We start from the raw sequence: 23,485 nt of genomic DNA, 5'->3' as shown, positions 1-23,485 counted from the left end.
GGGCCGGGTCTCGGGCCGGGGCCGGGTCTCGGGCCGGGGCCGGGTCTCGGGCCGGGGCCGGGTCTCGGGCCGGGGCCGGGTCTCGGGCCGGGGCCTCAGGCCGGCTCGTCCATGGCGGCCGGATCGAGCAGGGAGACGGGTACGGCCAGGTGGCGCGAGCGGAGCCACTCCCCCAGCGCCTTGGCCTGCGGGTCGAACCGGGCCTGTGCGGCGACCCCCTCGCCCAGCAGCCCCCGGACGACGAAGTTCACCGCCCGCAGCTGCGGGAGCATCTGCCGCTCGACCTCCAATCCGGCTGTCTCCGGCAGGAGTTCGCGGAACCGCTCGACGGTCAGCTCGTGTGCCAGCCACCGCCAGGCGCGGTCGTCGCGCACCCACAACCCGACGTTCGCGTCACCGCCCTTGTCGCCGCTGCGCGCCCCGGCGAGCAGCCCGAGCGGCACGCTCCGGGTCACCTCCGGCTCCGGCGCGGGCGGCAGCGGGACCTCCACCGGCACGAGGTCGAGCACCCGGGTCACCGGCGGGGCGGGCACCACCTGCCGTGTCCCGTCCGGCAGTACGGCGGTGTGCGTGACCTCCGAGGCCGGCACGTAGGCGGCTTCGAAGACCCCGTACGGCGCCCCCTTCCCGGGCGGGGCGGTGACGTGGAAACCGGGGTAGCTGCCGAGGGCGAGCTCGACCGCGGCACCGGAGACCGCCCGGCCCACCGCCTCCGGGTCCTGGTCGCGCACCACGAGCCGGAGCAGTGCGCTCGCGGTCTCCTCGGTGGACGCGTCGGGGTGGTCGGTGCGGGCCAGCTCCCAGCGGATGTCGGCGGGCGCCTTCCCGGACCGGTCGAGCGCGTCGGCGAACTGCTCCTGCACGAGACGGGACTTGGCGTCGATGTCGAGTCCGGTGAGGACGAAGACGACCTCGTTGCGCCAGCCGCCGAGCCGGTTGAGCCCGACCTTCAGCGTGGGCGGCGGCGCCTCACCCCGTACCCCGCTGATCCCGACCCGGTCCTGCCCCTCCTGGACGAGCCGTACGGTGTCGAGTCGGGCGGTCACGTCGGGCCCGGCGTACCGGGCGCCCCCGGTCTCGTAGAGCAACTGGGCGGTGACGGTGGAGAGATCGACCACCCCGCCGGTGCCGGGGTGCTTGGTGATGACGGACGAGCCGTCGGCGTGGATCTCGGCGAGCGGGAAGCCGGGGCGGCGCACGTCGTGGCCGCCGAAGAAGGCGTAGTTGCCGCCGGTGGCCTGCGTACCGCACTCCAGGACGTGTCCGGCGACGACGGCCCCGGCGAGGGCGTCCAGGTCGTCGGGGCCCCAGCCGAAGTGGGCGGCGGCGGGGCCGGTGACCAGGGCGGCATCGGTGACCCGGCCGGTGACCACGATGTCGGCGCCCGCCCGCAGGCAGGCGGCGATCCCGGCGCCGCCGAGGTACGCGTTGGCGGTGAGGAATCCCTCGGGGACGGGCCGGCTGTCGCCCTCCACATGGGCGACCCGCACCGGAATCCCGAGCTTCTCGGCCAACTCCCGCACCGCGTCAGCGAGTCCGGCCGGGTTGAGGCCGCCCGCGTTGGCGACGATCTTCACCCCGCGCTCCACGGCCAGCCCGAGGCTCTCTTCGAGCTGCCGCAGGAAGGTGGAGGCGTAACCGCGCGAGGGGTCTTTGAGCCGGCTGCGACCGAGGATGAGCATGGTGAGCTCGGCGAGGTAGTCGCCGGTCAGGACGTCGAGCGGGCCGCCGGTCAGCATCTCGCGCATCGCGTCGAACCGGTCGCCGTAGAAACCGGAGGCGTTGCCGATCCGCAGGGGTGTGGGCGCGGGCGGATCGAGCGGGTGCGGGCGGGTGGGCTCGGGCTCGGTGACGGAGACGGGGATCGACACGGGCGGGGAGGCGACGAGCGGGGCGGGGACGGCCGGGGCCGGGGCCGCGAGAGGGCCGGGCGGCGCGGCGGGGGTCTGCACGGATGCGGGCTGCGCGGATGCGGGCTGCGCCGATGCGGGCTGCGCGGGCGGGGTGGTCATATGGCGTCACTCCCAGGGGCGTTCGAAGGATCGTTACCGCCCTCTCTCCTGCCCCCGCCCGCGCCCTTGCCTCCGCGCGGGGCGCGCCCCGCACCCGGCAGCCCCGCGAAGGCCTGCGCGATGTCCAGCCAGCCGTCCGCCTCGGCGCCGACCGCCCGGAGCGCGAGGTCGTCGCGGTGGGCCCGCTGGGTCACCAGCAGGCAGAAGTCCAGCAGCGGCCCGGTGACCCGCTGGGCCGCGCCTTCGGGTCCGAACGCGACCGACCCGCCGTCCGGCGCTACGAGTTCCACCCGGAACTCCTCCGCCGGAGGTGTGCGGCCCCGCACGAAGTACGCGTACTCCCGGGCGCGTACGCCGATCCTGGCGACATGCCGCAACCGGTCGGTCGGCGCGCGTACGACCCCGAGCGCGTCGGCAACGTCCTGCCCGTGGGCCCAGGTCTCCATGAGCCGGGCGGTCGCCATCGAGGCGAGGCTCATCGGCGGCCCGTACCAGGGGATGCGGGTCCCCGGAACGGCCTCCCGCAGCACCTCCTGGAGCCGCTCCCGCCCGGCCCGCCACCGCCGCAGCAGCTCTTCCGGCGAGGCGGCAGCGACGGCCGCCCCGGCCGCCTCGTCGACGAAGCTCTCCGGAGCGGCGAGCGCGGCCTCCACCTCCGCCTTGAAGGCGTCGGGGTCCGTCGCGGCGGTCACCGCGACCCCGTCGGTCCAGGTCAGGTGGGCGATCTGGTGAGCGATCGTCCAGCCGGGCGCGGGGGTCGCCTGCACCCACTCCTCTGCGCTCAACTCGGCTACCAGAGCGTCGAGTTCTTCGCTCTCGTCCCGCAGATCGTCGATCACGGCGATGGCATCGGACACGTGCGCTCCCCTCGGGGCATGGCGTGGTGCCCCGGAGCATTCCAGCGGCGGGAGAAACAAGCAAGCGTGCTTGCATGATTTTCTGCGTCCGGGTTCTCCCCGACCTCCCGCCCACCCTCGCAGGATCAGTGAGGGTGGGCAGCGAGCGGGAGCAGGCGCCTACGGCCGCGCACCGTCCATGCGATCGAGCATCGTGCGGGCCTCGACCGTGCGGCGATGGTCCGGGCCGAAGGAGGCCAGGCAGGCATCGTGAGCGGCTACAGCCAGGCCGCGGGCCTCGCGGACCTGGTCCAAGCCCGACAGAGCTTTTGCGAGAACGAGTTCGACTGCGCCCCGCTCCGGGAGCCGCTGGCGCTCGGGCAGAGCTCGGTACTGGCTGTCTGCGCGCCGCGCCTCGGCGAGGGCTTCGTCGTAGCGGGCTTGGCCGTTGAGACTGCGGGCCAGACCGAGTCGCAGGACGAGTGACATCGGTTCACGTGCGGGGCAGGCGGCCAGGCCCTCGCGTGCGAGCGCCTCGGCCTCCTGATGGCGCCCCTGCGCGTTGAGGGCGAAGGCCAGTCCGTTGCGGGCAGCCGCCGCCAGGCGAGTCATTTCCGGACCGGTTCCGCGGGCCGCGAATGCGGCGACGGCCGCACACTCCGCCTCGCACTCGGCGTACTCCCCGAGCGAGGTCAGATGCTGGGCGCGGTCCGAGCGCAGCTTCCACGTCAGGTAGTGATCGGCGCCGAATATCCTGCTGAAGCGGGCCAGCGCTTCGTCGTAGGTGGCGAGCGCCTCGGCGTTGCGACCTTGAGCGCCCGTCGCGAGGGCGGCGATGTTCAACGCCGCTGCCGCGTATGCCTGGTTTTCTGTCTTCGATCGCGCCACCGCACGTGCTTCGGCTTCCGCCTCGGCGTAACGCCCCGCCTCGTACAGCGCTTTGGCCTCGGCCAGGGGTGTTCCCGTCATCTTCTGGGCGTCGCTTCGACCGCGTGGCCGGAAGAATTTCATGACCGGGAGCATACGGATGCCGCGCGGGTCGCCCGGCGAGGCGGCAGAGAGAGGGGCGACCGCTTGCGCCCCGAAGGCGGGCCCCAGCAGGAGTTCTCCTGCGCGGGTGACGTGGTGTCGCCCCCGTGCGTCACGGAGCAACGCGTGGTGCCGCCTCGGTCAGCGCGGTCACCGTCCCCGCTCCGGCCGCGCGCCCCCGGAAGCGGAAGGCGAACGGCCACCCGTTCTCCAGGGCCACCGCCCCGCCCAGGGTGACCGTCACGCGAGCCGTGTGCAGCGGGTGGAGCACGTCGGTCCCGGGCGGCAGCGTCACGGTGCCCCGCACCCCGTCGGAACCGAAGTAGAAGGTGCACTGGTCGCCGGTGCGGATCTGAGCGCCGCCACGCTCCTCCGCTTCCGCCTCCACGGACAGGGCGATGTCCGCATGGAACGTGCCGTACGCGCCGATCGACCTCGGCCGCGCGAGGACCTGTCCCCTCTCGACCAGGCCCTCCACGGAACCCGGCAGAAGAAGACCGACGTTCGTACCCGCGTCCGCCCGTCCGGCGCGGGCGGTCCGCGACGTCCCGCCGCCCGGCCCTTCGATCCCGGTGACACGGACAGGCACACCGCCGCCCCTGCCGCCGACGACCTCCACGTCGTCGCCGACGCGGACCCGGCCCCGCTCGATCCGGCCGGTGACGAGGAGCGCGCGGCCCTGGCTGTGAGTGAACACGTCCTCGACCCACATCAGAAACGGCTCCGGCCGATCCTCCATCTGTTCCCACTGCTCCTTCGTCGAACGGGCACGAACCCGTCGGTGCGCGAAACCGTCGGTGCGCGAACCCGTCGGTGCGGGTCCCGGAGGACGCGTCGGCCGCATGCGCGCACAAGGATCTCAGGGCGGCGCCGAGAGCCGATCACTCCTCTTGGGGGCGCAGCCGCGAGAAGAGTGTCAGGGCGTCCGGAAAACGCCTTCCGGGTCCTCGGAAGCCATGTCGGCGAACTCCTGGAAGCCGACGTTGCCGAGGGCCGGATGCACCTGGACGGCGTGCACCTCACACGCCCCACCGACAGAGGCCGGGCGCCCCGGGGGGATGACCGCACCCCGGGACGCCCGGCCCGTTCCGCACCTCGCCGAGGGCCTACGCTTCCCGCCGCTTCTTCTTCCGCCCCCCGCCGGCCTGCCCCCGTACCGCTCCGACGCTCGCTCCGATGACCAGCGCGATGGCGAGGGCGTCCGTGGTGGAGAGGGCCTGGTCCAGGATGAGGAAGCCCGCCAGCGAGGCGATGGCCGGTTCGAGGCTCATCATGACGGCGAAGGTGGAGGCGGGCAGGCGGCGGAGCGCCATCAGTTCCAGGGTGTACGGGAGTACGGAGCTGAGCAGGGCGACCGCGGCGCCGAGCAGGACGGTGGTCGGGACGGCCAGCTTCGTACCGGACTCCGCGATGCCGAGGGGGAGCGAGAGGACGGCGGCTACGGCCATGGCGAGGGCGAGGCCGTCCGCCTTCGGGAAGCGGCGGCCGGTGCGGGCGCTGAACACGATGTACAGCGCCCACATCACGCCGGCCGCGACCGCGAGTCCGGCGCCCAGCAGGTCGAGCCGGCCGAAGCCGCCCGCGCCGCCGAGCAGCGCCACTCCGACGAGGGCGAGCCCCGCCCACAGGAAGTTGACCAGGCGGCGGGAGGCGATGACGGAGAGGGCGAGCGGGCCGAGCACCTCCAGGGTGACCGCGATGCCGAGCGGGATGCGGTCCAGCGCCTGGTAGAAGAGGTTGTTCATCGCCCCCATCGCCACGCCGAACGCGACCACGGTGCCCCAGTCGGCGCGGGTGTAGCCGCGCACCTTGGGGCGGCAGACGACGAGCAGCACCGCGGCGGCGACCAGCAGCCGTAGCGTCACCACGCCGAACGCGCCGGCCCTCGGCATCAGCAGCGCGGCGACGGCCGAACCGAACTGGACCGAGACCACGCCGCCGACCACGAGGGCGACCGGTACGAGCGCGGCACCGCGGCCCTTCGGCAGCCCGGCGCCCAAACCGTGCGCACCGCCGGTGGGAGCCTCGGGGGCTCCGTCGATGGCGGTCACCGCCTCGGGGACGGTGACGGCTGCGGCCGGCTCTACGGCGCTGCGCTGGTCGTTCACTGGGTGCCTTCCGGAATCGGCGAGTACGGGGGTGGGGCGGGCGCGGCCCGATCGGCAGCCCGATCAGCGGCCGGGCCGACGGCTCGACCGGCGACCGGATCAGGGACCCGAACGGCGGCCGGGCCGACGGCTCGACCGGCTCGGTCGGCGCCCGCTCCACTCAAGTACAACATATTGAACTGAATAGAACATCAAACCAGACTTCACGCGGAAGCCCACCATGCCACCGTAGGCAGCCGCGCGCCGCGCGTGAAATGCCTTTCGTGCTCCGGTTATGCTCCGCACGCATGAGCACCGGAGAGCACGGACACGGGCACGGAGGCGGACACGGGGACGGACCGCGGCGGCCCGCGGGCGGTACCGACAGCGGCACCACCAGGCACGCGATCGAGCTGCGGCACCTGCGGGCCTTCCTCGCCATCGCCGACGAACGCAACGTCACCCGGGCCGCCGCCCGCCTCGGCCTCACCCAGCCCGCCGTCTCCCGCACCCTCGCCGCGTTGGAGGCCCATCTCGGCACCCGGCTCGTGGACCGTTCCACCCACCACCTGGCCCTCACCCCGGAGGGCGTCGCCTTCCGGGACCGGGCGGCGCTCGCGGTCAGCGCCTTCGACGACGCGACGGACCCCGGGCGCCCGCAGCGGCGCCCCCTGCGGCTCGGGCACGCCTGGTCGGCGTTCGGCCCCTACACGACTCCGCTGCTGCGTACCTGGCAGGCGCGGTATCCGCAGACCCCGCTGGAGCTGCTCCGCATCGACGACCGCACGGCCGGACTCGCCCGGGGTGAGGTGGACGCGGCGCTGCTGCGCGGCCCGGTGGAGGTGCCGGGGCTGGTCACCGAGGTGCTGTTCACCGAGCCCAGGGTCGCGGCGGTCACGGCGGACGGGCCCCACGCCGGTCGCACCGCGCTGACGCTCGCCGATCTGGCGAGCGGGCCGGTGGTCCTGAACCCGGTGTCCGGCTCCACCACGCCGGCCCTCTGGCCCCCGGACGCACGCCCCACCGCCACGGTCACCGTCGCCAACACCGACGACTGGCTCACCGCCATCGCCGCAGGACGCGGCTCGGGCGTCTCGGCCGCGTCCACCGCCGACCTGCATCCGCACGCCGGAGTCGTCTTCGTCCGACTCACGGACGCCCCGCCACTGCCCGTCCTGCTCGTCCGCCGCGACGGCCCCGGACACCCCGCGCTGCCCCAACTCGGCGCGCTCGCAAGAGAGATCATCGGACGAGACGCCGCAGCCGCACCGGACAAACACGAACCCTGAGGGAATACTCGTGCCCAGCAGGGCGGTTGGCAGGCTCTGAAAGCGCCCCGCCCCCGCAAGGGCCGGTATCCGTTCCGACGTCAGGGGACCGCCGCATGACGTACGACATCACCGTGCACGGCACCGTCGCACCCGGCTTCGAGGGTGTGCGCGACGCCTTCGCGACGGTCCTCGCCGAGGACACCACCGAACCAGGCTCCCAGCTCTCGGTACGCCTGCACGGCCGGACGGTGGTGGACCTGTGGGCGGGCGAGGGCATCGAGGCGACCTCGCTGCTCCCCGTCTTCTCCTCCACCAAGGGGGCCGCGCACCTGGTCGTGGCGCTGCTGGTGCAGGACGGCACGCTCGACCTGGACCGCGCGGTCGCCTCGTACTGGCCGGAGTTCGCGGCCTCCGGCACGGACACGCTGACCCTCCGCGAACTGCTCGCGCACCGCAGTGGGCTGGTCGGCGCCAGCCCCCGGTTCACCGACGAGGAGCTGGCCGACGACCGGCTGGTCGCCGAACGGCTCGTGCGGCAGAAGCCGTTCTGGGAGCCCGGCACGGCGTACGGCTACCACGCCGTGGTGATCGGCGCGTTGACCGGCGAGGTGGTGCGGCGGGCCACCGGCCGGTCGATCCAGGAACTGTACGAGGAGCGCGTCCGGGCCCCCTACGGACTGGAGCTGTACCTCGGCCTGCCCGAGGCGCTCGAACCCCGTTTCGTACCGATACGGCCGATGGCGCCGACGCCGGAGCAGGCGAAGACCCTGACCGCCTTCCCGCCGGACCCCGAGGGCGTGTTCGCCGCCGCGTTCAACCTGCCGACGGACCTGGCCGTGTGGGCCAACATCCCGGTGGTGCGCCGCCTCGGCTCGGCGTCGGCCGGGGGCGTGGGGTCCGCGCGCGGGCTCGCCGGGATGTACGCGGCGGCCGTCTCCGAGGTGGACGGCGCGGCCCCGCTGCTGACACCGGCCACCGCCACCGGGTTCGCGCGCCTCTCCTGGCCCGGCACCGACCTGGTGACCGGCGCGGAGGACGCCTTCGGGCTGGGCTTCCGCCGGTCGTCGGGGCAGTACCCCATCGTGGGTGAGGGGTCGTTCGGCCACTCCGGCGCGGCCGGTTCGCAGGCGTTCGCCGACCCGGAGCAGGGCATCGCGTACGGCTACACCCGCCGCCGGTACGCCTACCCGGGCGGCGAGGCGCCGGAGAACGCACCCCTGGTGGACGCGGTGGTGCGGGCGGCAAGGGCGGTACGGGGCGCCTGAGCGGGGCGCCCCCGGGAGAGGACCGGCCCGGGTGCGCCCCCGGGAGGGGTGCGCCCGGGCGCACCCCCGGGAGGGCACCACGATCGCCCTCCGGACTCAGCTCAGGACGAGCAGGACGGCCAACGCGAAGAGCAGCGAGTCGATCCGGTCCAGCAGCCCCCCGGACCCGGCGAGCCACCGCCCGGAGTCCTTGACCCGAGCCCCTCTCTTGACCATCGATTCGAGCAGGTCGCCCGCCGGGCCGCCGACCGCCGCCGCGATCGCCATCGGCCCGCTCAGCGCGGACAGCGCGGCGAGTACGGCAAGGCCGGCAGCCGCACCCGCCAGGGTGCCGCTCCACCGCTTGGCCGGTGACAGCGGTGACAGCCTGGGCCCGCCCAGCGCCCGGCCCGCGAAGTACGCCACGATGTCGGCGATCGACACCGCCATGAAGAGCGCGAGCGCACGTGCGCCGAGCGGTACCAGCGCGGCCAGGACACCGAGCCAGGCCAGACCGAGCAGGCCCGCTCCGAGCCGACGCGGACCGTGGTCCGCGTCGCCCGCCAGGAGCGGCACCGACGCCAGCGCGAGCGCCCCGACCGCCAACGCGCGCGGTTCCTGCCCCGGGGCCAGCAGACCGGTCAGCACCACGCCCGTCACCGACGCCGCGAGGACCGCCCGGTCCACCCGGGGCATCCGCGTCAGCCCGCCGTACTCCACCACCGCGATCACGCCGACCAGGACGGCCAGCGCCGCGATGCCCGGGCGGCCCCACCAGAACGCCCCGGTGACCAGGGGCACTCCGACCGCCCAGGCGCACCACTTGGTCATCAGTTCCCGCCGCCGGGAGACGGCCGCCGCGACACCCCCGACCACGAGCGCCCCACCGAGGCAGGGCGCCAGCGAAGCAACCGTGATCATCGGGCGGGCACCGGAACGGAGATGCTTTCGGCCACCGGGGAAGACGGGGCCGGGCCCGGCCGCAGCGTGTCCAGGGCGGCCCGGACGGCCGCGACGATGCGCGCGTTCTCGGCCGTGTCCTTGACCGCGACGCGCACCGTGCGCCCCCGGTACTCGGGCGACATGGGTGAGAGATCGCGCAGGTAGACGTCGCTCCGACGGCATTCCCGCACCAGTAGCACGGCGCTCGGCCCCTCGGAGGGCAGCGTCAGGGTGAGCCAGTTGGCCACGGACTCCTCCACTTCCACGGCCTCGTCGAGCGCGGCGAGGTCGGCGGCCAGTCGCTGCCGCAGTTCGTGGGTGCGGAGCCAGCGGGACGCGTAGTACGCCGGGTCTCCCAGCGCCGCCACCGCGGCGAGCTGGGCGGGAAGGCTCACCGACCACGGCGGTGTGCGGCGACGCAGCTCCGACGCGGTGGTCGCCTCGGCCACCAGGTACGCGGCCCGCATGCCGGACAGCGCGTACATCTTGGAGAGGGAGCTGCAGACCACCACGCGCGGGTCGGCCGCGGCGAGGCCGGCGAGCGATTCACCCATGCCGACGTAGCCCAGGTACGCCTCGTCGATCCACCAGCGGGTAGCGGCGGGTGCGGCGGCGATCAGGGAGCGCAGCGCGTCCGCGGGCGCGTGGCGCCCGGTCGGGTTGTTCGGGTTCACCACCACGACGAGGTCGTAACGCCCGTGCTCGACGACAGCGGCCAGCTCGGCCGTGTCCACCCGCCAGCCGTCCTCGCGGCGCAGCCGGAAGCGGTCCACCCGGCAGCCGATCACCCGCTCGGTGACGTGGGCGTATTCGCCGTAGCCCGGGTCCAGGAGAAGCACCCTGCTCTGCGGGGTCAGCCAGTGGGTGAAGGCCCTGAAGATCAGGTCGGACGAACCGGCGCCGGGTACGAGTGTCTCCACGGGCAGCGCGCGCGCCGTGGCGATCTTGGCCAGCATTCCCTCCGCGCCGGTCGGCGGTGAGGTACGGGCGGCCCACTCCGGATCGTCCGCGAGTGCGGCCCGTACGCCGGGAGCGGGCGCGAACCAGGCATCCAGCACGTCCGCCGCGACCACCTGGTGCCGGCGCCCCAGGGCGGCGAAGTCCGTGCCTATGGCGGTGAACGAGACACCGCCGTGCTCGCAGCCGTCCGGCCGCGGGGCGAACGGAACGTCGAGCCGCCAGTCCACCTGGGTCCGCAGCCGCTCCACCGCCGCGCGGCGGCGGTCCATCGTGGCCGTCGTCAGCTCGGCCACGCTGCCGGTCAGCACCTCGAAGGACACCGCCCCGCAGCGGACGGTGTGCCCGGTGGGCCGCAGACCGGCGGCCCGGTACATGGGCAGCAGTTCGGTGCGCCCCATCGCCACGATCCGGCGACCGCCGCGGGAGGCGGTCCAGCGCAGCGCCGCGTACATCAGGAGCGGTGCCACCGCGGAGGACCGCCAGCGGGGCTCGACGGTCAGGATGCGCACCTCGAAGAGGTCCTCCTCGGCCAGCAGCGGCAGTTCCTCGCGGGACAGGTACTTGTCCAGCCCGTACCGCTGCGACCAGGGCGGGGTCAGGCTGACGAACCCCGCACGGTCCTCTCCCCGCGCCGCGACCAGGTAGACGTTGTGGCCGTCGAGGCCGTCCCGGAGCCGCCCGGTGGCGTTCGGCGCGTGCTGACCGAGCTCTTGCGCGTACACCCGGTGGCGCAGCTCGTGGATCCAGTCGAGGTCCTCGGGGGTGGCGGCGCGGAGTTGCAGGTCGGGTCTCATCGATTCCTCTTTCGGGGCGGGAGATTGCATCGTGCGCACTCCGCGCTCGCCGCGTCAGGGATGCCCGACCCGTGCGGCCTGGGTACACGTACTCAGGCGCACCTGCCCCCGGAGTGATCATCCGCGATGCAGCCCTCTGGCCCCCTCCCCCTCCAGCCCCTCCGCGAGGACCTCCGCCAGGTGCCTGGCGCGTACGCCCGCGAGCTGCTCCAGCTGGGTGCGGCAGGAGAAGCCGTCGGCCAGGATCTCCGCCCCGGGGGCGGCCGACCGTACGGCGGGGAGCAGTTGCTCCTCCGCGCAGGCCACCGAGACGTCCCAGTGCCCCTTCTCGAATCCGAAGTTGCCCGCGAGCCCGCAGCACCCGCCGACCAGATCGCCTTCCATTCCGGCCCGTTCGCGCAGGCGCCGGTCGGCGGCGTCGCCGAGGACGGCGTGTTGGTGGCAGTGGGTCTGGCCGGTCACCTCGACGTCGAGGCGGGGCGGGGCCCAGTCGGGGGCGTACTCCTCCAGATACTCGGCCAAGGTCCTTACCGATGCGGCGAGTTGCGCCGCCCGCGGGTCGTCCGGGAGGAGTTCGGGTAGGTCGGTGCGGAGCGTGGCGGCGCAGCTCGGTTCGAGGACCACGAGAGGGCTGCCGAGCGGCTCGCCGAGTGAGGTGCCGAGCCGGTCCAGGGTGCGCCGCATGACGGTACGGGCGCGGTCGAGGCGCCCGGTGGAGACGTAGGTCAGCCCGCAGCACAGCCCCGGGCCCGGGTGGCGTACGGTCCGCCCGGCGGACTCCAGCACCCGGACGGCGGCGCGTCCGACCTGCGGGGAGAGGTGGGTGGTGAAGGTGTCCGGCCAGAGCAGGACCGTTCCGCCCCGCACCGCACCGGCCTCCTCGCCCCGCGCCGACCACCACCGGGTCAGGGTCTCGCGCGCCAGCACCGGGATCGTGCGTTCCGGGGCGATGCCCGCGAGCCGTTTGGCGAGTGAGGCGAGCGGGGGCAGCCGGGCCAGGGCGTTGAGCACCGGGGCGAAGGGGGCGGCGAGGCGGAGCCAGCGGGGCAGCGAGCCCATGGCGTAGTGCGCGGCGGGGCGGAGCCGGCCCCGGTAGTGGTGGTGCAGGAACTCCGCTTTGTAGGTGGCCATGTCGACGCCGACCGGGCAGTCGCTGCGGCAGCCCTTGCAGGAGAGGCAGAGGTCGAGCGCGTCGCGGACCTCCGTCGAGCGCCAGCCGTCGGTGACGATCTCGCCCGCGAGCATCTCGTGCAGCAGCCGGGCCCGGCCGCGCGTGGAGTGCTTCTCCTCGCCGGTGGCGCGGAAGGAGGGGCACATGACGCCCGCGCCGGGCGCCGTCGTCGTGCGGCACTTGGCGACGCCCACGCAGCGGCTGACCGCCGCCGTGAAGTCGCCGCCGTCCTCGGGGTATCCGAAGGCGACGTCGACCGGGCGACGGGGCAGGACGTCGAAGCGGAGGTTGCTGTCGAGCGGGTCGGGGCGGACCAGCATGCCGGGGTTCATCCCGCCGTACGGGTCCCACAGGTCCTTGAACTCACCGAAGAGGGAGACGAGTTCGGGGCCGTACATGAGCGGGAGCAGTTCGGCGCGGGCCTGTCCGTCGCCGTGTTCGCCGCTGAGCGAGCCGCCGTGGGCGGCGACGAGGCGGGCCTGGTCCTCGGAGAAGCGGCGGAACCGGACGATGCCGCCGGGGGTACGGAGGTCGAAGTCGACGCGGACGTGGATGCAGCCGTCGCCGAAGTGGCCGTACGGGGTTCCGCGCAGCCCGTGCTCGGCGAGCAGGGCGCGGAACTCGCGCAGGTACGGGCCGAGGCGGGCGGGCGGCACGGCGCAGTCCTCCCAGCCGGGCCACGCCTCGGTGCCGTCGGGCATCCGGGTGGCGGTTCCGGCGGCGTCCTCGCGGACGCGCCACAGGGCGCGTTGCCCGGCGGGGTCGGTGACGACCGCCGCGTCGAGCGCGTCGGCGGCGCGCACGATCCGGGTCGCACGGTCCCGGGCTTCGGCGGGGGTGGCGCCGCCGGTCTCCACGAAGAGCCAGGCGCCGCCGCGGGGCAGTCCGACCGCTTCGCGTACCAGGTCGGCGGCCATGCCTTCCACGGTGAGCGGGCCGTGGGGGAGGAGTCCGGCGGCGGCTTCGGCGGCGGCCGGTTCGTCCGGGTAGCCGAGGACGGCGAGGGCGCGGGCCGGCGGCGACGCGACCAGCCGGACGGTGGCCTCGGTGACGACGCCGAGGGTGCCCTCGCTGCCGCAGAACGCGCGGGCGAGGTCGGGGCCGCCGGGGTGTTCGGGGAGCAGGGCGTCGAGCGCGTAGCCGGAGATGCGGCGCGGGAGGTCGGGGAAGCCGGTACGGAGCGGGGCGAGGTGGCGGTCGACGAAATCCCTCAGTCCGGCGGGGGCGCTCGAAGGGCCGGTTCCCCAGCCCCGGCCGAGGCGCAGGGTGTCGCCGCCGTAGCGGGCGACGGTGAGGGCGTGGACGTTGTCGGCGGTGGTGCCCCAGGCGACGGAGTGCGCGCCGCAGGAGTTGTTGCCGATCATTCCGCCGAGGGTGCAGCGGCCGTGGGTGGACGGGTCGGGCCCGAAGGTCAGTCCGTGCGGCGCGGCGGCGGCCCGCAGGTCGTCCAGGACGACGCCGGGCTGGACGACTGCGGTCCGGGCCATCGGGTCGAGCTCCACGACGGCGTCCAGGTGCCGGGTGAGGTCGAGGACGACGCCACGACCGGTGGCCTGGCCCGCGATGGAGGTCCCGCCGCCGCGTGGCACGACGGGCACCCCGTGGGCCCGGCAGACGGCAAGCGCGGTGGTGACGTCGTCGGCGTCGCGCGGGGCGACGACCCCGAGGGGAACCCGCCGGTAGTTGGAGGCGTCCATGGTGGTGAGCGCCCGGGCGGTCGCGTCGAAAGAGGTCTCCCCCCGGACCTCGGAGCGGAGGTCCCGGGCCAGGGCGTCGCTGAGGGCGTGCGGTTCGGCCATGGCCACCAGCATGCCGGGCGAGTGCGTGCACTCTTCGGACAACACCGCCCGCACGGTCACATACGCAACACAGAACAGACAGAGAACGCCACGATCACTTCCCAAAAGGACCCTCAATTCTCCTATAGTGAACACGACTTGTGTTGGAACAATCAGCTCCAGTTGTTACGGCCCACTCACTCTCCGCGACGAAAGTCGTTTCCCGACCGCCCCCCACTCGCAGCGTCCGCCGCGCCGCCCGACCGGCGGCGCCCTGACCAGCGTCGCCCGCCCGGCCGGCGAGCGTCGCCCGACCGGTCGGCGCCGCCCGTGCCGTCCGCCCCAAGGACTCCGATTGCGCCCCTCAACCCGGTCGACCGCGCTCACCGCGCTGGTGTCGGCAGTCGTCTCAGGCTCGTTGTGCGTATGGGCCGTCGCCGTTGCCCCCGTCCCGGTGCGGACTCCCCTGGCCTGGGGAGCGGGTGCGGCGGCCGTCGCGCTGACGGTGGCCGTGGCCGTCGCCGCCCACGCCCTGGGCACCGCACGGGCGCTGCGCGAGGCCCGGGCGGCCGACAGCCAAAGGTTCACCGCCGACACCACCCGCCTGGTGTCGTCCGCCTCCGCCGACGCGCAGCGCTTCACCGCTGAGGCCGCCCGGATCAAGGCCACCTCCCGCGCCGAGGCCACCCGGGCCGCCTCCGAGGCGGCCACCGCGCTCGCCCGGGCCACCGCCGAGGCGGCCGCGGCCAAGGAGCGGCTGGCCGCCGAGACCGACCGGCGCGCGGCCGAGAACGAGGCCGACCGGGAACGCTTCGCGGCCGAGAGGGCCGCCCTGACGGCCCGTCTCGCCCAGACCGAGCGGGAGCGGTCCGCCGCCCTCTCGACGGGCGCCAACGCGGCGAGCCGGATGCAGGCGCTGGCCACCAGCATGCTGGCCGACCTGCGGGAGATGGAGAACCGGCACTCCGACGAGAACGTCCTCGGAGACCTTCTCCACCTGGACCACCGCACCGCCCAGGCGGGCCGGCTCGCCGACTCCGTCGCCGTGCTGACCGGTGCGCGCTCCGGGCGCCGGTGGGCGAAGCCGATCGTGATGGAGTCCATCCTGCGCGGCGCGATGGGCCGTATCAGCGGCTACCGGCGCATCCGGCTGCACTCGACCAGCGACGTGGCCATCGCCGGTCACGCGGCCGAGGGCGTCATGCACGCGCTCGCGGAACTCCTCGACAACGCTGCCAACTTCTCGCCGCCCACCGCGGAAGTGCACGTGTACGTCGAAGAGGTACCGGCCGGTGTGGTGATCACCGTGGAGGACAGCGGGCTCGTCATGAGCGACGTGCAGCTCCGCCGCGCCGAACAGGCCGTCTCCCCGGACGACCGGAGCTCCACCGCGCTCTCCGGTACCCGCCTCGGCCTCGCCGTCGTCGGCCGCCTCGCCCGCAAGCACGGCCTGCGGGTCTCCTTCCGGCCGTCCGCGCGCGGCGGGACCGGCGCCCTGCTGATGCTGCCCCAGGAACTCATCTCCCGCACCCCGCAAGGCACCCCGACCCCGTCGCTCCCGGCCGTCGTACCCAAGCCCCGCACGCCCGAACCGGAGCCCGCCCACTCCGCGGCGGCCTCCCACGAGGGCGACGCCCGGCCGGGCGTGGACACCGCGGCCGCCGAGCCCGCGACCGTCGCCGACACGGCGGCCGGGTCCCCTGAGCCCGAACCCGCCGCACCCGCCGCCGGGCCCGAGGCAGCCCCCGCCCCCGATCCGTCCCCCGAGTCCGAGGCCGAATCGACCGGCTCCTTCCCGAAGTTCGGCGAGAGCGGGCTGCCCCGGCGCCGCCGCGGGCGCACCTTCGCCGCCGCCGAGTCCCGGGCGACTGCCACGGCCCCCGTCGACTCCGCGACCCCTCGGGAGCGGGCCGACGTCGCCAAGAGGCAGGCCGAGCGCTTCTCCACCTTCAGCCAGGCAGTACGGGCCAACGTAACCCTCCCGGAAGGCAACACCCGATGACCGCGACCACCGACGAGAAGCTGAACTGGCTGCTGGAGGGGCTGCTCGAACGCACTCCCGGCGCCCGGCACGCGCTCGTGCTCTCCCGGGACGGCCTGAAACTGTGCCGTACCCCCGAGCTCTCCGTGGACCAGGCCGACCAGCTCGCCGCGATCTCCGCGGGCATCCAGAGCCTCTCGCACGGCGCGTCCGTCGAGTTCGGTGACGGCACCGGCGGCGTACGGTCCGCGATGGCCGAGTTCTACGGCGGGGTGCTGTTCATCGTGGAGGCCGGTACGGGCGCCCATCTGGCGGTCGTCGCCGCCGAGGACTCCGACGTGGGCCTCGTCGGCCACAACATGAGCGAGCTGGTCGAGCAGCTCGGCGAACACCTCGTCGCCCCGCCCCGCGAGTCCGCCGTCTCGCCCGACGGGTCGGACGCCGGAACCGGAACCGCCGGCTGATGCCCCCGGTGCCGCGCCCCCGCCCCGGTCGTGACGACTCCCCCGACCGGCTCTACACCCTCACCGGTGGCCGCAGCCGGACGGACTCCGACGCCTTCGACCTGGTGACGCTCGTCGTCTCCGAGTGCGAGCCGGCCCCCGGCATGCAGTCGGAGCACGTCGCGATCCTGCGGATGTGCGAGCGCCCCACCGCTGTGGTCGAGATCGCCGCGACCCTGAAACTGCCGGTCGGCATCATCCGCATCATGCTCGGCGACATGCTCGACACCGGTCGGATCAGCGCACGCCATCCCCGTACCGCCCGTGTCGCGGACCGGCTCCCCGACCCCGACATCCTGGAACAGGTGCTCGTTGGACTCCGCAACCTCTGACCGCGCCGCCCTTCGGGCGACGGCCGACAACGGACTGAAGGTCGTCGTCGTCGGCGGATTCGGCGTGGGCAAGACGACCATGGTCCGTTCCGTGAGCGAGATACGTCCGCTCAACACGGAGGAGACGATGACGCGCGCGGGCGAGGCCGTCGATCACCTCGACGGCGTGCAGTCGAAGGCGTCCACCACGGTGGCCTTCGACTTCGGCCGCATCACACTGGACGAACGCTCGGTGCTGTACCTCTTCGGGGCGCCCGGCCAGGAGCGTTTCTGGTTCCTGTGGGACCGGCTCTTCTCCGGCACGCTGGGGGCCGTCGTCCTGGTCGACACCCGCCGGCTCGCGGACTCCTGGTACGCCATCGACCGCCTGGAGCACCACGGCACGCCGTTCATCGTGGCGTGCAACGACTTCGGCGGCCCGCTCCACACCGAACAGCAGATCCGTGACGCCCTCGACCTGTCGGAGGACGTGCCGCTGGTGGAGTGCGACGCCCGCGACCGGTCGTCCAGCAAGTACGTCCTGATCACGCTGGTCGAGCACCTCCACGCGCTGTCCGCCGCCCGCGCCCGGACTCCGGAAGGGGCGCTCGCGGGCGCCCCCGACGCGGCCGGCAGAACCTCGGAGACCACCTCGTGAACGCGTGTCCCGTCGACCACGGTCAGGGCGCGGCCAAGGACCCCGGTCCCGTACCGCTGTCCGGGCCCCGGTTCGCCACCGAACCGCACCAGCTGTACCGGGAGGTCCGCCGGGACCACGGGCCGGTGGCGCCGATCGTGCTGCCCGGTGACGTACCGGCCTGGCTCGTCCTCGGCTACCGCGAACTGCACCAGGTCACCACCGACCCGGCGCTGTTCACCCGGGACTCGCAGATCTGGAACCAGTGGCCGGGCATCCCGGACGACTGGCCGCTGCACCCGATGATCAGCAAGGACCAGCCGTCGATCCTGTACACCGTCGGCGAGCGGCACAGCCGCCGTTCACAGGTGATCAGTTCGGCACTGGAGGGCGCCGATCCCTTCGAACTCCGCAAGTACACCGAAGAGTTCGCGGACGCCCTGATCGACGCGTTCTGCTCCGGCGGCAGTTGCGACCTGATCGCGGACTACGCCATGCTGCTGCCCGTCCGGGTCCTCGCCAAGCTGTTCGGCTTCCCGGACGAGGCGGGCCCCGCCCTCGTCAAGGCGATGAACGACATGATCAACGGCGGTCCGGACGCTCTCGCCGGGCAGCGCCACATCGCCGGCTCCGTCATCGGTCTGGTGGCCGAGCGGTCCGCCGCACCCGAAGACGACGTACCGTCCCGGATGCTCGCCGACACCGGAGAGTTCACCGACGACGAGGTCGCCCGGGACCTCATGGTCATGATGGCCGCCGCGCACCAGCCGACCGCGGACTGGATCGGCAACTCGCTGCGGCTGATGCTCACCGACGACCGGTTCGCCGCCTCGCTCTCCGGCGGCCGGCACAGCGTCGCCGAGGCGATGAACGAGGTGCTGTGGGAGGACACCCCCACGCAGAACGTGGCCGGCCGCTGGGCGAGCCGCGACACCCACCTCGGCGGCAAGCACATCCAGGCCGGCGACCTGCTGATCCTCGGGGTCGCCGCCGCCAACGCCGACCCCCAGGTCCGCACCGACGGCTCCGCCCTCACCGGCGGCAACAACGCCTTCCTCTCCTTCGGCCACGGCGAGCACCGCTGCCCGTTCCCCGCCCAGGAGACCGCCGAGATCATCGCCCGTACGGGTATCGAGGCGATCCTCGACCGGCTTCCCGACGTCGATCTCGCGGTCCGGGCCGAGGACCTCACCCGGCGGCCGTCCCCGTGGCTGCGCGGGCTCACCGAGCTGCCCGTCCGCTTCACTCCCACTCCCGCCCTTGGAGGCACGCGGTGACCGCGACGACCACCGACCCGACCGGCGCGCGCGACGACGAGCGCATCGTCCTCGACATGTTCGTCGGCGATCTCAGGGGCGAGAGCGCCCGGCTGCACGCGGCCGGTCCGCTGGTCCCGGTGGAGCTGCCCGGCGGGGTCCACATCTACGCCGTCACCCACCACGCCGAGGCGAAGGCGGCCCTCACGGACCCGCGCCTGGTCAAGGACATCGACGTCTGGAACGCCTGGCAGCGGGGCGAGATCGCCGCCGACTGGCCGCTGATCGGCCTGGTCAACCCCGGGAAGACCATGCTGACTTCGGACGGCGCCGAGCACCGCCGGCTGCGCGGTCTGGTCGCCCAGGCGCTGACCGTGCGACGGGTGGAGCGGCTCCGCGAGGGCATCCAGGCCCGCACCGACGAACTCCTCGACCGGCTCGCCGGGCGCCCGGCGGGCGAGTCGGTCGACCTGAAGGCCGAGTTCGCCTACCCGCTGCCGATGAACGTCATCAGCGAGCTGATGGGCATCGGCACCGAGGACCTGCCCCGGATGAAGGAACTCTTCGACAAGTTCTTCTCCAACCTGACGCCGCCGGCCGAGGTCCCGCAGGTGATGGGGGACATCCACAGCCTGTTCACGCGCATCCTGGACGAGAAGAAGGAGTCACCGGCCGACGACCTGACCGGTGCGCTGCTGAACGCCTCCGAGGACGGCGACCGCCTCACCGACGACGAGATCCTCAACACCCTCAAGCTCATCATCGCCGCCGGTCACGAGACCACGATCAGCCTCATCGTCAACACCGTCGTCGCCCTGCAGACCCACCCCGAGCAGCGCGCGCTGGTGCTCTCCGGCGGGGCGACCTGGGAGGGTGCGATCGAGGAGACGCTGCGCTGGTCGTCGCCGACCTCGCACGTCCTGATCCGCTTCGCCACCGAGGACATCACCATCGGCGACCGGGTGCTGCCGAAGGGCGAGGGACTGATGGTCTCGTTCGCCGCGCTGAGCCTGGACGAGAAGCAGTGGGGCCCGGACGCGGCGGAGTTCGACCTCACCCGCTCCCCCAACCGCCACCTGTCCTTCGGCCACGGCCCGCACATCTGCCCGGGTGCCGCGCTCTCGCGCCTGGAGGCGGCCGTCGCGCTCCCCGCGCTCTACGCCCGCTTCCCGGACCTGGAGCTCGCGGTCCCCGCCGCCGAGCTGCGGAACAAGCCGATCGTGACCCAGAACGACCTCTTCGAACTCCCGGTCACCCTGGGCTGACACCCCGGCCCGCCGCACCGCCTACCGGACCGACCGCGCTGTGTCCACGGGTCGGAGCGTCCGTCTCACCGGACGGACAGGGTCTTTCGCCCCGTCGCCGAGGGACTACGCTCCGACTCGTGGCCGACATTCAGATTCCCGCTGACATCAAGCCCGCCGACGGACGTTTCGGCGCCGGGCCCTCCAAGGTGCGGACGGAGGCGCTCGACGCGCTGGCCGCCACCGGAACCTCTCTCCTCGGTACGTCCCATCGCCAGGCCCCGGTCAAGAACCTGGTCGGCGAGGTACGCGACGGTGTGCGCAGCCTCTTCTCCCTCCCCGAGGGTTACGAGGTCGTCCTCGGCAACGGCGGGTCCACCGCGTTCTGGGACGTCGCGACGCACGGTCTCATCGAGACGAAGTCCCAGCACCTGAACTTCGGTGAGTTCTCCTCGAAGTTCGCCAAGGCCGCGAAGCTCGCGCCCTGGCTGGCGGACCCGTCCGTGATCTCCTCCGAGCCCGGCACCCACCCGGAGCCGAAGGCCGAGGAGGGCGTCGACGTCTACGCCTTCACCCACAACGAGACCTCCACGGGTGTCGCGGCGCCGATCAAGCGCGTCGCGGGTGCCGACGAGGGCGCGCTCGTCCTGGTCGACGCCACCTCGGGCGCCGGCGGTCTGCCCGTCGACATCACCGAGACGGACGTCTACTACTTCGCCCCGCAGAAGTCCTTCGCCTCCGACGGCGGCCTGTGGATCGCGGCGTTCTCCCCGGCGGCCCTGGAGCGCGCGGCGCGCGTCCACGCCTCCGGCCGCCACGTCCCCGAGTTCTTCTCGCTGCCCACGGCGATCGACAACTCGACGAAGAACCAGACGTACAACACCCCGGCCCTCTCCACCCTCTTCCTGCTCAACGAGCAGCTGAAGTGGCTGAACGGCCAGGGCGGCCTGGACTTCGCGACCGGCCGCACCCGGGCCTCCTCCCAGAACCTCTACGGCTGGGCCGAGGAATCGAAGCACGCCACCCCGTTCGTCACCGACCCGGCGAAGCGCTCGCAGGTCATCGGCACGATCGACTTCTCGGACGACATCGACGCCGCCGCGATCGCCAAGGTGCTCCGCGCCAACGGCATCGTGGACACCGAGCCCTACCGCAAGCTGGGCCGCAACCAGCTGCGCGTGGCGATGTTCCCGGCGATCGACCCGGCGGACGTCCAGGCGCTGACCGCCTGCATCGACTACGTGATCGAGAAGCTGTAACCACCACGGCACCCCGGCTCACCGCCTGGCGCCTGGCGCCTGGACGACGGCCCCGTACACCTCGGTGTGCGGGGCCGTCGCCGTACCGCCTCACCCTCGCGGGTGGTCTTGCGGCTTCGGGGCGGAGGGGAGCAGTCCGACCTACCATGACGTTCTCGACACCATTGGACCCAGGAGGGACGCCATGTCTGCGGCACCAGTCGAGTACCCCTGTGACGGTGAGCCGGAGTCCCTGCTCGACAGTGCCAACAGGCTCATGGAGCAGCTTCCCGGCCACCGCGTCGAGATCATCGGTGGCGTCATCACCGTGGCTCCACCCCTGACGGCCCGCACGCCGACGCCCTGACCACTCTCGTGGTTTCCTACCTCGCGGCAGGACTCCACGGCGACGAGTCACGCGTGCTCCAGGGCATCGGCCTCTGGCTCCCCGGTGGTCCGCAGGACTACGTGATCCCGGACCTGGCCCTCGTCGACGCAGACTTCGACGCCCATCGGGCCGAGAACCACTGCTACGACCCGGCCGTCTTCCGTCTCGTGCTGGAGGTCACCTCCAGCAACTACCGCAGCGACCTCCACCTGAAGCCGGCCGTGTACGCGGAGGCCAAGGTCCCGGTGTACGTGGTGCTGGACCGCCGTCACGGCCGGGTCCACGTGCTCACCGAGCCCGGCGGCTCGTCCTACGACCGGCACGAGGTGTACGCCCCCGGTCAGACGGTCACGCTGCCCGCGTCGATCGGAGCCGAAGTGACGCTCCACGTGGCGGAACTCGTCGCGGCGGGTACCCGCACGGCCGAGTCGGCACGCCCGGCCGACTGACCGCCCCGCTCAGCCACGGGCTTGCGCGCCAGCACGAACCCCTGCGGGGTCGGCTCCGGGTACGCCCCGTCGGTGTCGGCTTCGCGGACCGTGCGTACCCGGGGCTCGAAGCCCGCCGTGCCGAGCAGGGCGGCGACGGCCTCGGGGCGGCGACGGTGGAAGTCGAGTCGGATCGGGCGTCCCCAGGCGTCGGTGCGCCGGCGGGTCTCGTCGCCGGCCTGGAAGCCGAGTTGTACGTGCGCTCCCGGGGCCAGCACCCGGTGGAACTCGGCGAAGACGGCGGGGAGCAGGGCGTCGGTGATGTGGATGACCGAGTACCAGGCGAGCAGCCCGCCCAGCGACCCGTCCGGCAGGTCGAGCGCGAGCATCGAGCCCTCCTCGAACCGGAGGCCGGGGTGTTCGGCGCGCGCCACCGCGAGCATTCCGGGTGACAGGTCGATCCCGAACACGTCGGCGCCGAGTCCGTGCAGGTGTCCGGTGACCCTCCCCGTACCGCATCCCACGTCGGCGAGCGGCTTGCCTCCGCCGGTCTCCCGTACGAGGTCCACGAACCCGGCGAGCAGAGCGCGTTCGAGCGGTTTGGCGTCCAGTTCCGCGCGGAACCGGGCGGAGTAGTCGGCGGCCATGACGTCGTAGGAGTTCCGGGTGGCGCGTACGAAGTCGGGTTCGGGGGCCTCGGGCTCGGACCGTGCGGGGCCCGGCTGCTCGAACACCACGTCCGAGGCGTTCAGTACCCGGCTGCTCCGCCCGGGGTGACGGAGGTTCCGGAAGATCGCGTTGTGGTGGCTCACCGCCTGGTCCTCGGTGGCGTACTCCCCGTCGTCGGCGCCCCGCACGGAGGTGGTGTGCCCGTCGGCCACCAGCACCAGGTCGTACCCGTGGCTGAGTGCGGAGCGTGCGGTGGTGTCCACGCAGATCTCGGTGGCGAAGCCGGTGACGACCACCTCGGTGACGCCGTGCGCCTTCAGCAGGGCGTCGAGCCCGGTGGAGAGGAAGCTGTCCGGGGCGGTCTTGCGGAGGACGGCCTCCTCGGCGCCGGGCGTGAGTTCGGGGACGGCCCGGCGGTCCTCGGGGCCCGCCTCCGGCTCACCGCCCTCGTCGAGCACGGTGACGATCAAGGAGCCTGCTTCGAGGGCGCGTTGACGAAGTCCGGCGATGGCGGCGACGGTCTCGGGGGCCCGGTGGGCGACGGCCATCGCACCGTTCTGCATGTCGATGACGAGGAGTGCGGAGGAGGTCGGCATGGGAGGAGATCGTAGGGGAGCCGGGCGGGGATGCGGGCGGGAGCCGGGCGGGGATGCGGGCGGGAGCCGGGCGGGGATGCGGGCGGGAGCCGGGCGGGGATGCGGGCGGG

Annotated in this window: 18 protein-coding genes and 2 pseudogenes; 10 read left to right on the top strand and 10 right to left on the bottom strand. The window is 73.4% G+C overall.

Annotation, left to right across the window (positions count from 1 at the left end):
- Positions 1 to 95: 95 nt before the first annotated feature.
- The 5 genes from ACFWEP_RS13680 to ACFWEP_RS13660 form a co-directional block, all read right to left on the bottom strand.
- Positions 96 to 1,748, bottom strand: a complete 1,653-nt coding sequence (locus tag ACFWEP_RS13680) for an acyclic terpene utilization AtuA family protein (protein ID WP_387369670.1) — start codon at positions 1,746 to 1,748, stop codon at positions 96 to 98.
- 260 nt (positions 1,749 to 2,008) lie between these two features.
- Positions 2,009 to 2,869: a TIGR03084 family metal-binding protein gene (locus tag ACFWEP_RS13675; RefSeq protein ID WP_387369662.1), complete on the bottom strand. Its 861-nt coding sequence runs from the start codon at positions 2,867 to 2,869 to the stop codon at positions 2,009 to 2,011.
- 159 nt (positions 2,870 to 3,028) lie between these two features.
- Positions 3,029 to 3,859: a tetratricopeptide repeat protein gene (locus ACFWEP_RS13670; protein WP_387369660.1), complete on the bottom strand. Its 831-nt coding sequence runs from the start codon at positions 3,857 to 3,859 to the stop codon at positions 3,029 to 3,031.
- A gap of 130 nt (positions 3,860 to 3,989) precedes the next feature.
- On the bottom strand, positions 3,990 to 4,616 hold the full coding sequence (locus tag ACFWEP_RS13665; RefSeq protein ID WP_387369658.1) for a hypothetical protein: 627 nt from the start codon (positions 4,614 to 4,616) through the stop codon (positions 3,990 to 3,992).
- Positions 4,617 to 4,983: 367 nt separating this feature from the next.
- A complete protein-coding gene (locus tag ACFWEP_RS13660) occupies positions 4,984 to 5,985 on the bottom strand; it encodes a DMT family transporter (protein ID WP_387369656.1) in 1,002 nt (333 codons plus the stop codon).
- A gap of 287 nt (positions 5,986 to 6,272) precedes the next feature.
- Between ACFWEP_RS13660 and ACFWEP_RS13655 the strand changes: the two genes are divergently transcribed.
- Positions 6,273 to 7,253 carry a LysR family transcriptional regulator gene (locus ACFWEP_RS13655; RefSeq protein WP_387369654.1) on the top strand — a complete coding sequence of 327 codons (981 nt, stop codon included), beginning with the start codon at positions 6,273 to 6,275 and terminating at the stop codon, positions 7,251 to 7,253.
- A 95-nt stretch (positions 7,254 to 7,348) separates the two neighbouring features.
- On the top strand, positions 7,349 to 8,500 hold the full coding sequence (locus ACFWEP_RS13650; protein WP_387369652.1) for a serine hydrolase domain-containing protein: 1,152 nt from the start codon (positions 7,349 to 7,351) through the stop codon (positions 8,498 to 8,500).
- Positions 8,501 to 8,596: 96 nt separating this feature from the next.
- Here the strand turns inward: ACFWEP_RS13650 and ACFWEP_RS13645 are convergent, their stop codons facing one another.
- The 3 genes from ACFWEP_RS13645 to ACFWEP_RS13635 form a co-directional block, all read right to left on the bottom strand.
- Positions 8,597 to 9,400, bottom strand: a complete 804-nt coding sequence (locus ACFWEP_RS13645) for a phosphatidate cytidylyltransferase (RefSeq protein WP_387369650.1) — start codon at positions 9,398 to 9,400, stop codon at positions 8,597 to 8,599.
- On the bottom strand, positions 9,397 to 11,175 hold the full coding sequence (locus ACFWEP_RS13640; RefSeq protein ID WP_387369648.1) for an aminotransferase class I/II-fold pyridoxal phosphate-dependent enzyme: 1,779 nt from the start codon (positions 11,173 to 11,175) through the stop codon (positions 9,397 to 9,399). Before ACFWEP_RS13640 ends, ACFWEP_RS13645 begins: the two co-directional genes overlap by 4 nt.
- 117 nt (positions 11,176 to 11,292) lie before the next feature.
- Positions 11,293 to 14,145, bottom strand: coding sequence for an FAD-binding and (Fe-S)-binding domain-containing protein (locus tag ACFWEP_RS13635; RefSeq protein WP_387369668.1), 2,853 nt, complete (start codon positions 14,143 to 14,145; stop codon positions 11,293 to 11,295).
- Between the two features lie 334 nt (positions 14,146 to 14,479).
- Between ACFWEP_RS13635 and ACFWEP_RS13630 the strand changes: the two genes are divergently transcribed.
- The 8 genes and pseudogenes from ACFWEP_RS13630 to ACFWEP_RS13595 all read left to right on the top strand — a co-directional run bounded on the left by ACFWEP_RS13630 (position 14,480) and on the right by ACFWEP_RS13595 (position 22,131).
- Positions 14,480 to 16,126, top strand: a complete 1,647-nt coding sequence (locus tag ACFWEP_RS13630) for an ATP-binding protein (protein ID WP_387369646.1) — start codon at positions 14,480 to 14,482, stop codon at positions 16,124 to 16,126.
- Positions 16,123 to 16,569, top strand: a complete 447-nt coding sequence (locus ACFWEP_RS13625; RefSeq protein WP_387369644.1) for a roadblock/LC7 domain-containing protein — start codon at positions 16,123 to 16,125, stop codon at positions 16,567 to 16,569. The genes ACFWEP_RS13630 and ACFWEP_RS13625 overlap by 4 nt, the downstream gene beginning before the upstream one ends.
- Positions 16,569 to 16,940 (top strand): DUF742 domain-containing protein, encoded by a 372-nt coding sequence (locus ACFWEP_RS13620; RefSeq protein WP_387369642.1) that lies wholly within the window; start codon positions 16,569 to 16,571, stop codon positions 16,938 to 16,940. Before ACFWEP_RS13625 ends, ACFWEP_RS13620 begins: the two co-directional genes overlap by 1 nt.
- Positions 16,921 to 17,577, top strand: a complete 657-nt coding sequence (locus ACFWEP_RS13615) for an ATP/GTP-binding protein (RefSeq protein ID WP_387369640.1) — start codon at positions 16,921 to 16,923, stop codon at positions 17,575 to 17,577. Before ACFWEP_RS13620 ends, ACFWEP_RS13615 begins: the two co-directional genes overlap by 20 nt.
- On the top strand, positions 17,574 to 18,833 hold the full coding sequence (locus tag ACFWEP_RS13610; RefSeq protein ID WP_387369638.1) for a cytochrome P450: 1,260 nt from the start codon (positions 17,574 to 17,576) through the stop codon (positions 18,831 to 18,833). The genes ACFWEP_RS13615 and ACFWEP_RS13610 overlap by 4 nt, the downstream gene beginning before the upstream one ends.
- A gap of 56 nt (positions 18,834 to 18,889) precedes the next feature.
- Positions 18,890 to 20,077, top strand: a complete 1,188-nt coding sequence (locus ACFWEP_RS13605) for a cytochrome P450 (protein WP_387369666.1) — start codon at positions 18,890 to 18,892, stop codon at positions 20,075 to 20,077.
- A 119-nt stretch (positions 20,078 to 20,196) separates the two neighbouring features.
- Positions 20,197 to 21,315, top strand: a complete 1,119-nt coding sequence (gene serC / locus ACFWEP_RS13600; RefSeq protein WP_387369636.1) for a phosphoserine transaminase — start codon at positions 20,197 to 20,199, stop codon at positions 21,313 to 21,315.
- A 184-nt stretch (positions 21,316 to 21,499) separates the two neighbouring features.
- Positions 21,500 to 22,131: pseudogene (locus tag ACFWEP_RS13595) on the top strand (Uma2 family endonuclease).
- Here the strand turns inward: ACFWEP_RS13595 and ACFWEP_RS13590 are convergent.
- Positions 22,023 to 22,757, bottom strand: coding sequence for a class I SAM-dependent methyltransferase (locus ACFWEP_RS13590; RefSeq protein ID WP_387369664.1), 735 nt, complete (start codon positions 22,755 to 22,757; stop codon positions 22,023 to 22,025). The pseudogene ACFWEP_RS13595 and the gene ACFWEP_RS13590 overlap by 109 nt on opposite strands.
- 222 nt (positions 22,758 to 22,979) lie before the next feature.
- Positions 22,980 to 23,375: pseudogene (locus ACFWEP_RS13585) on the bottom strand (cysteine hydrolase family protein); the annotation flags it as partial.
- Between the last annotated feature and the right edge of the window lie 110 nt (positions 23,376 to 23,485).

It is taken from the genome of Streptomyces sp. NPDC060198 (assembly GCF_042728415.1).
In the GTDB taxonomy this organism is placed as follows: domain Bacteria; phylum Actinomycetota; class Actinomycetes; order Streptomycetales; family Streptomycetaceae; genus Streptomyces.
This window is presented reverse-complemented; position numbering and strand designations above follow the sequence as displayed.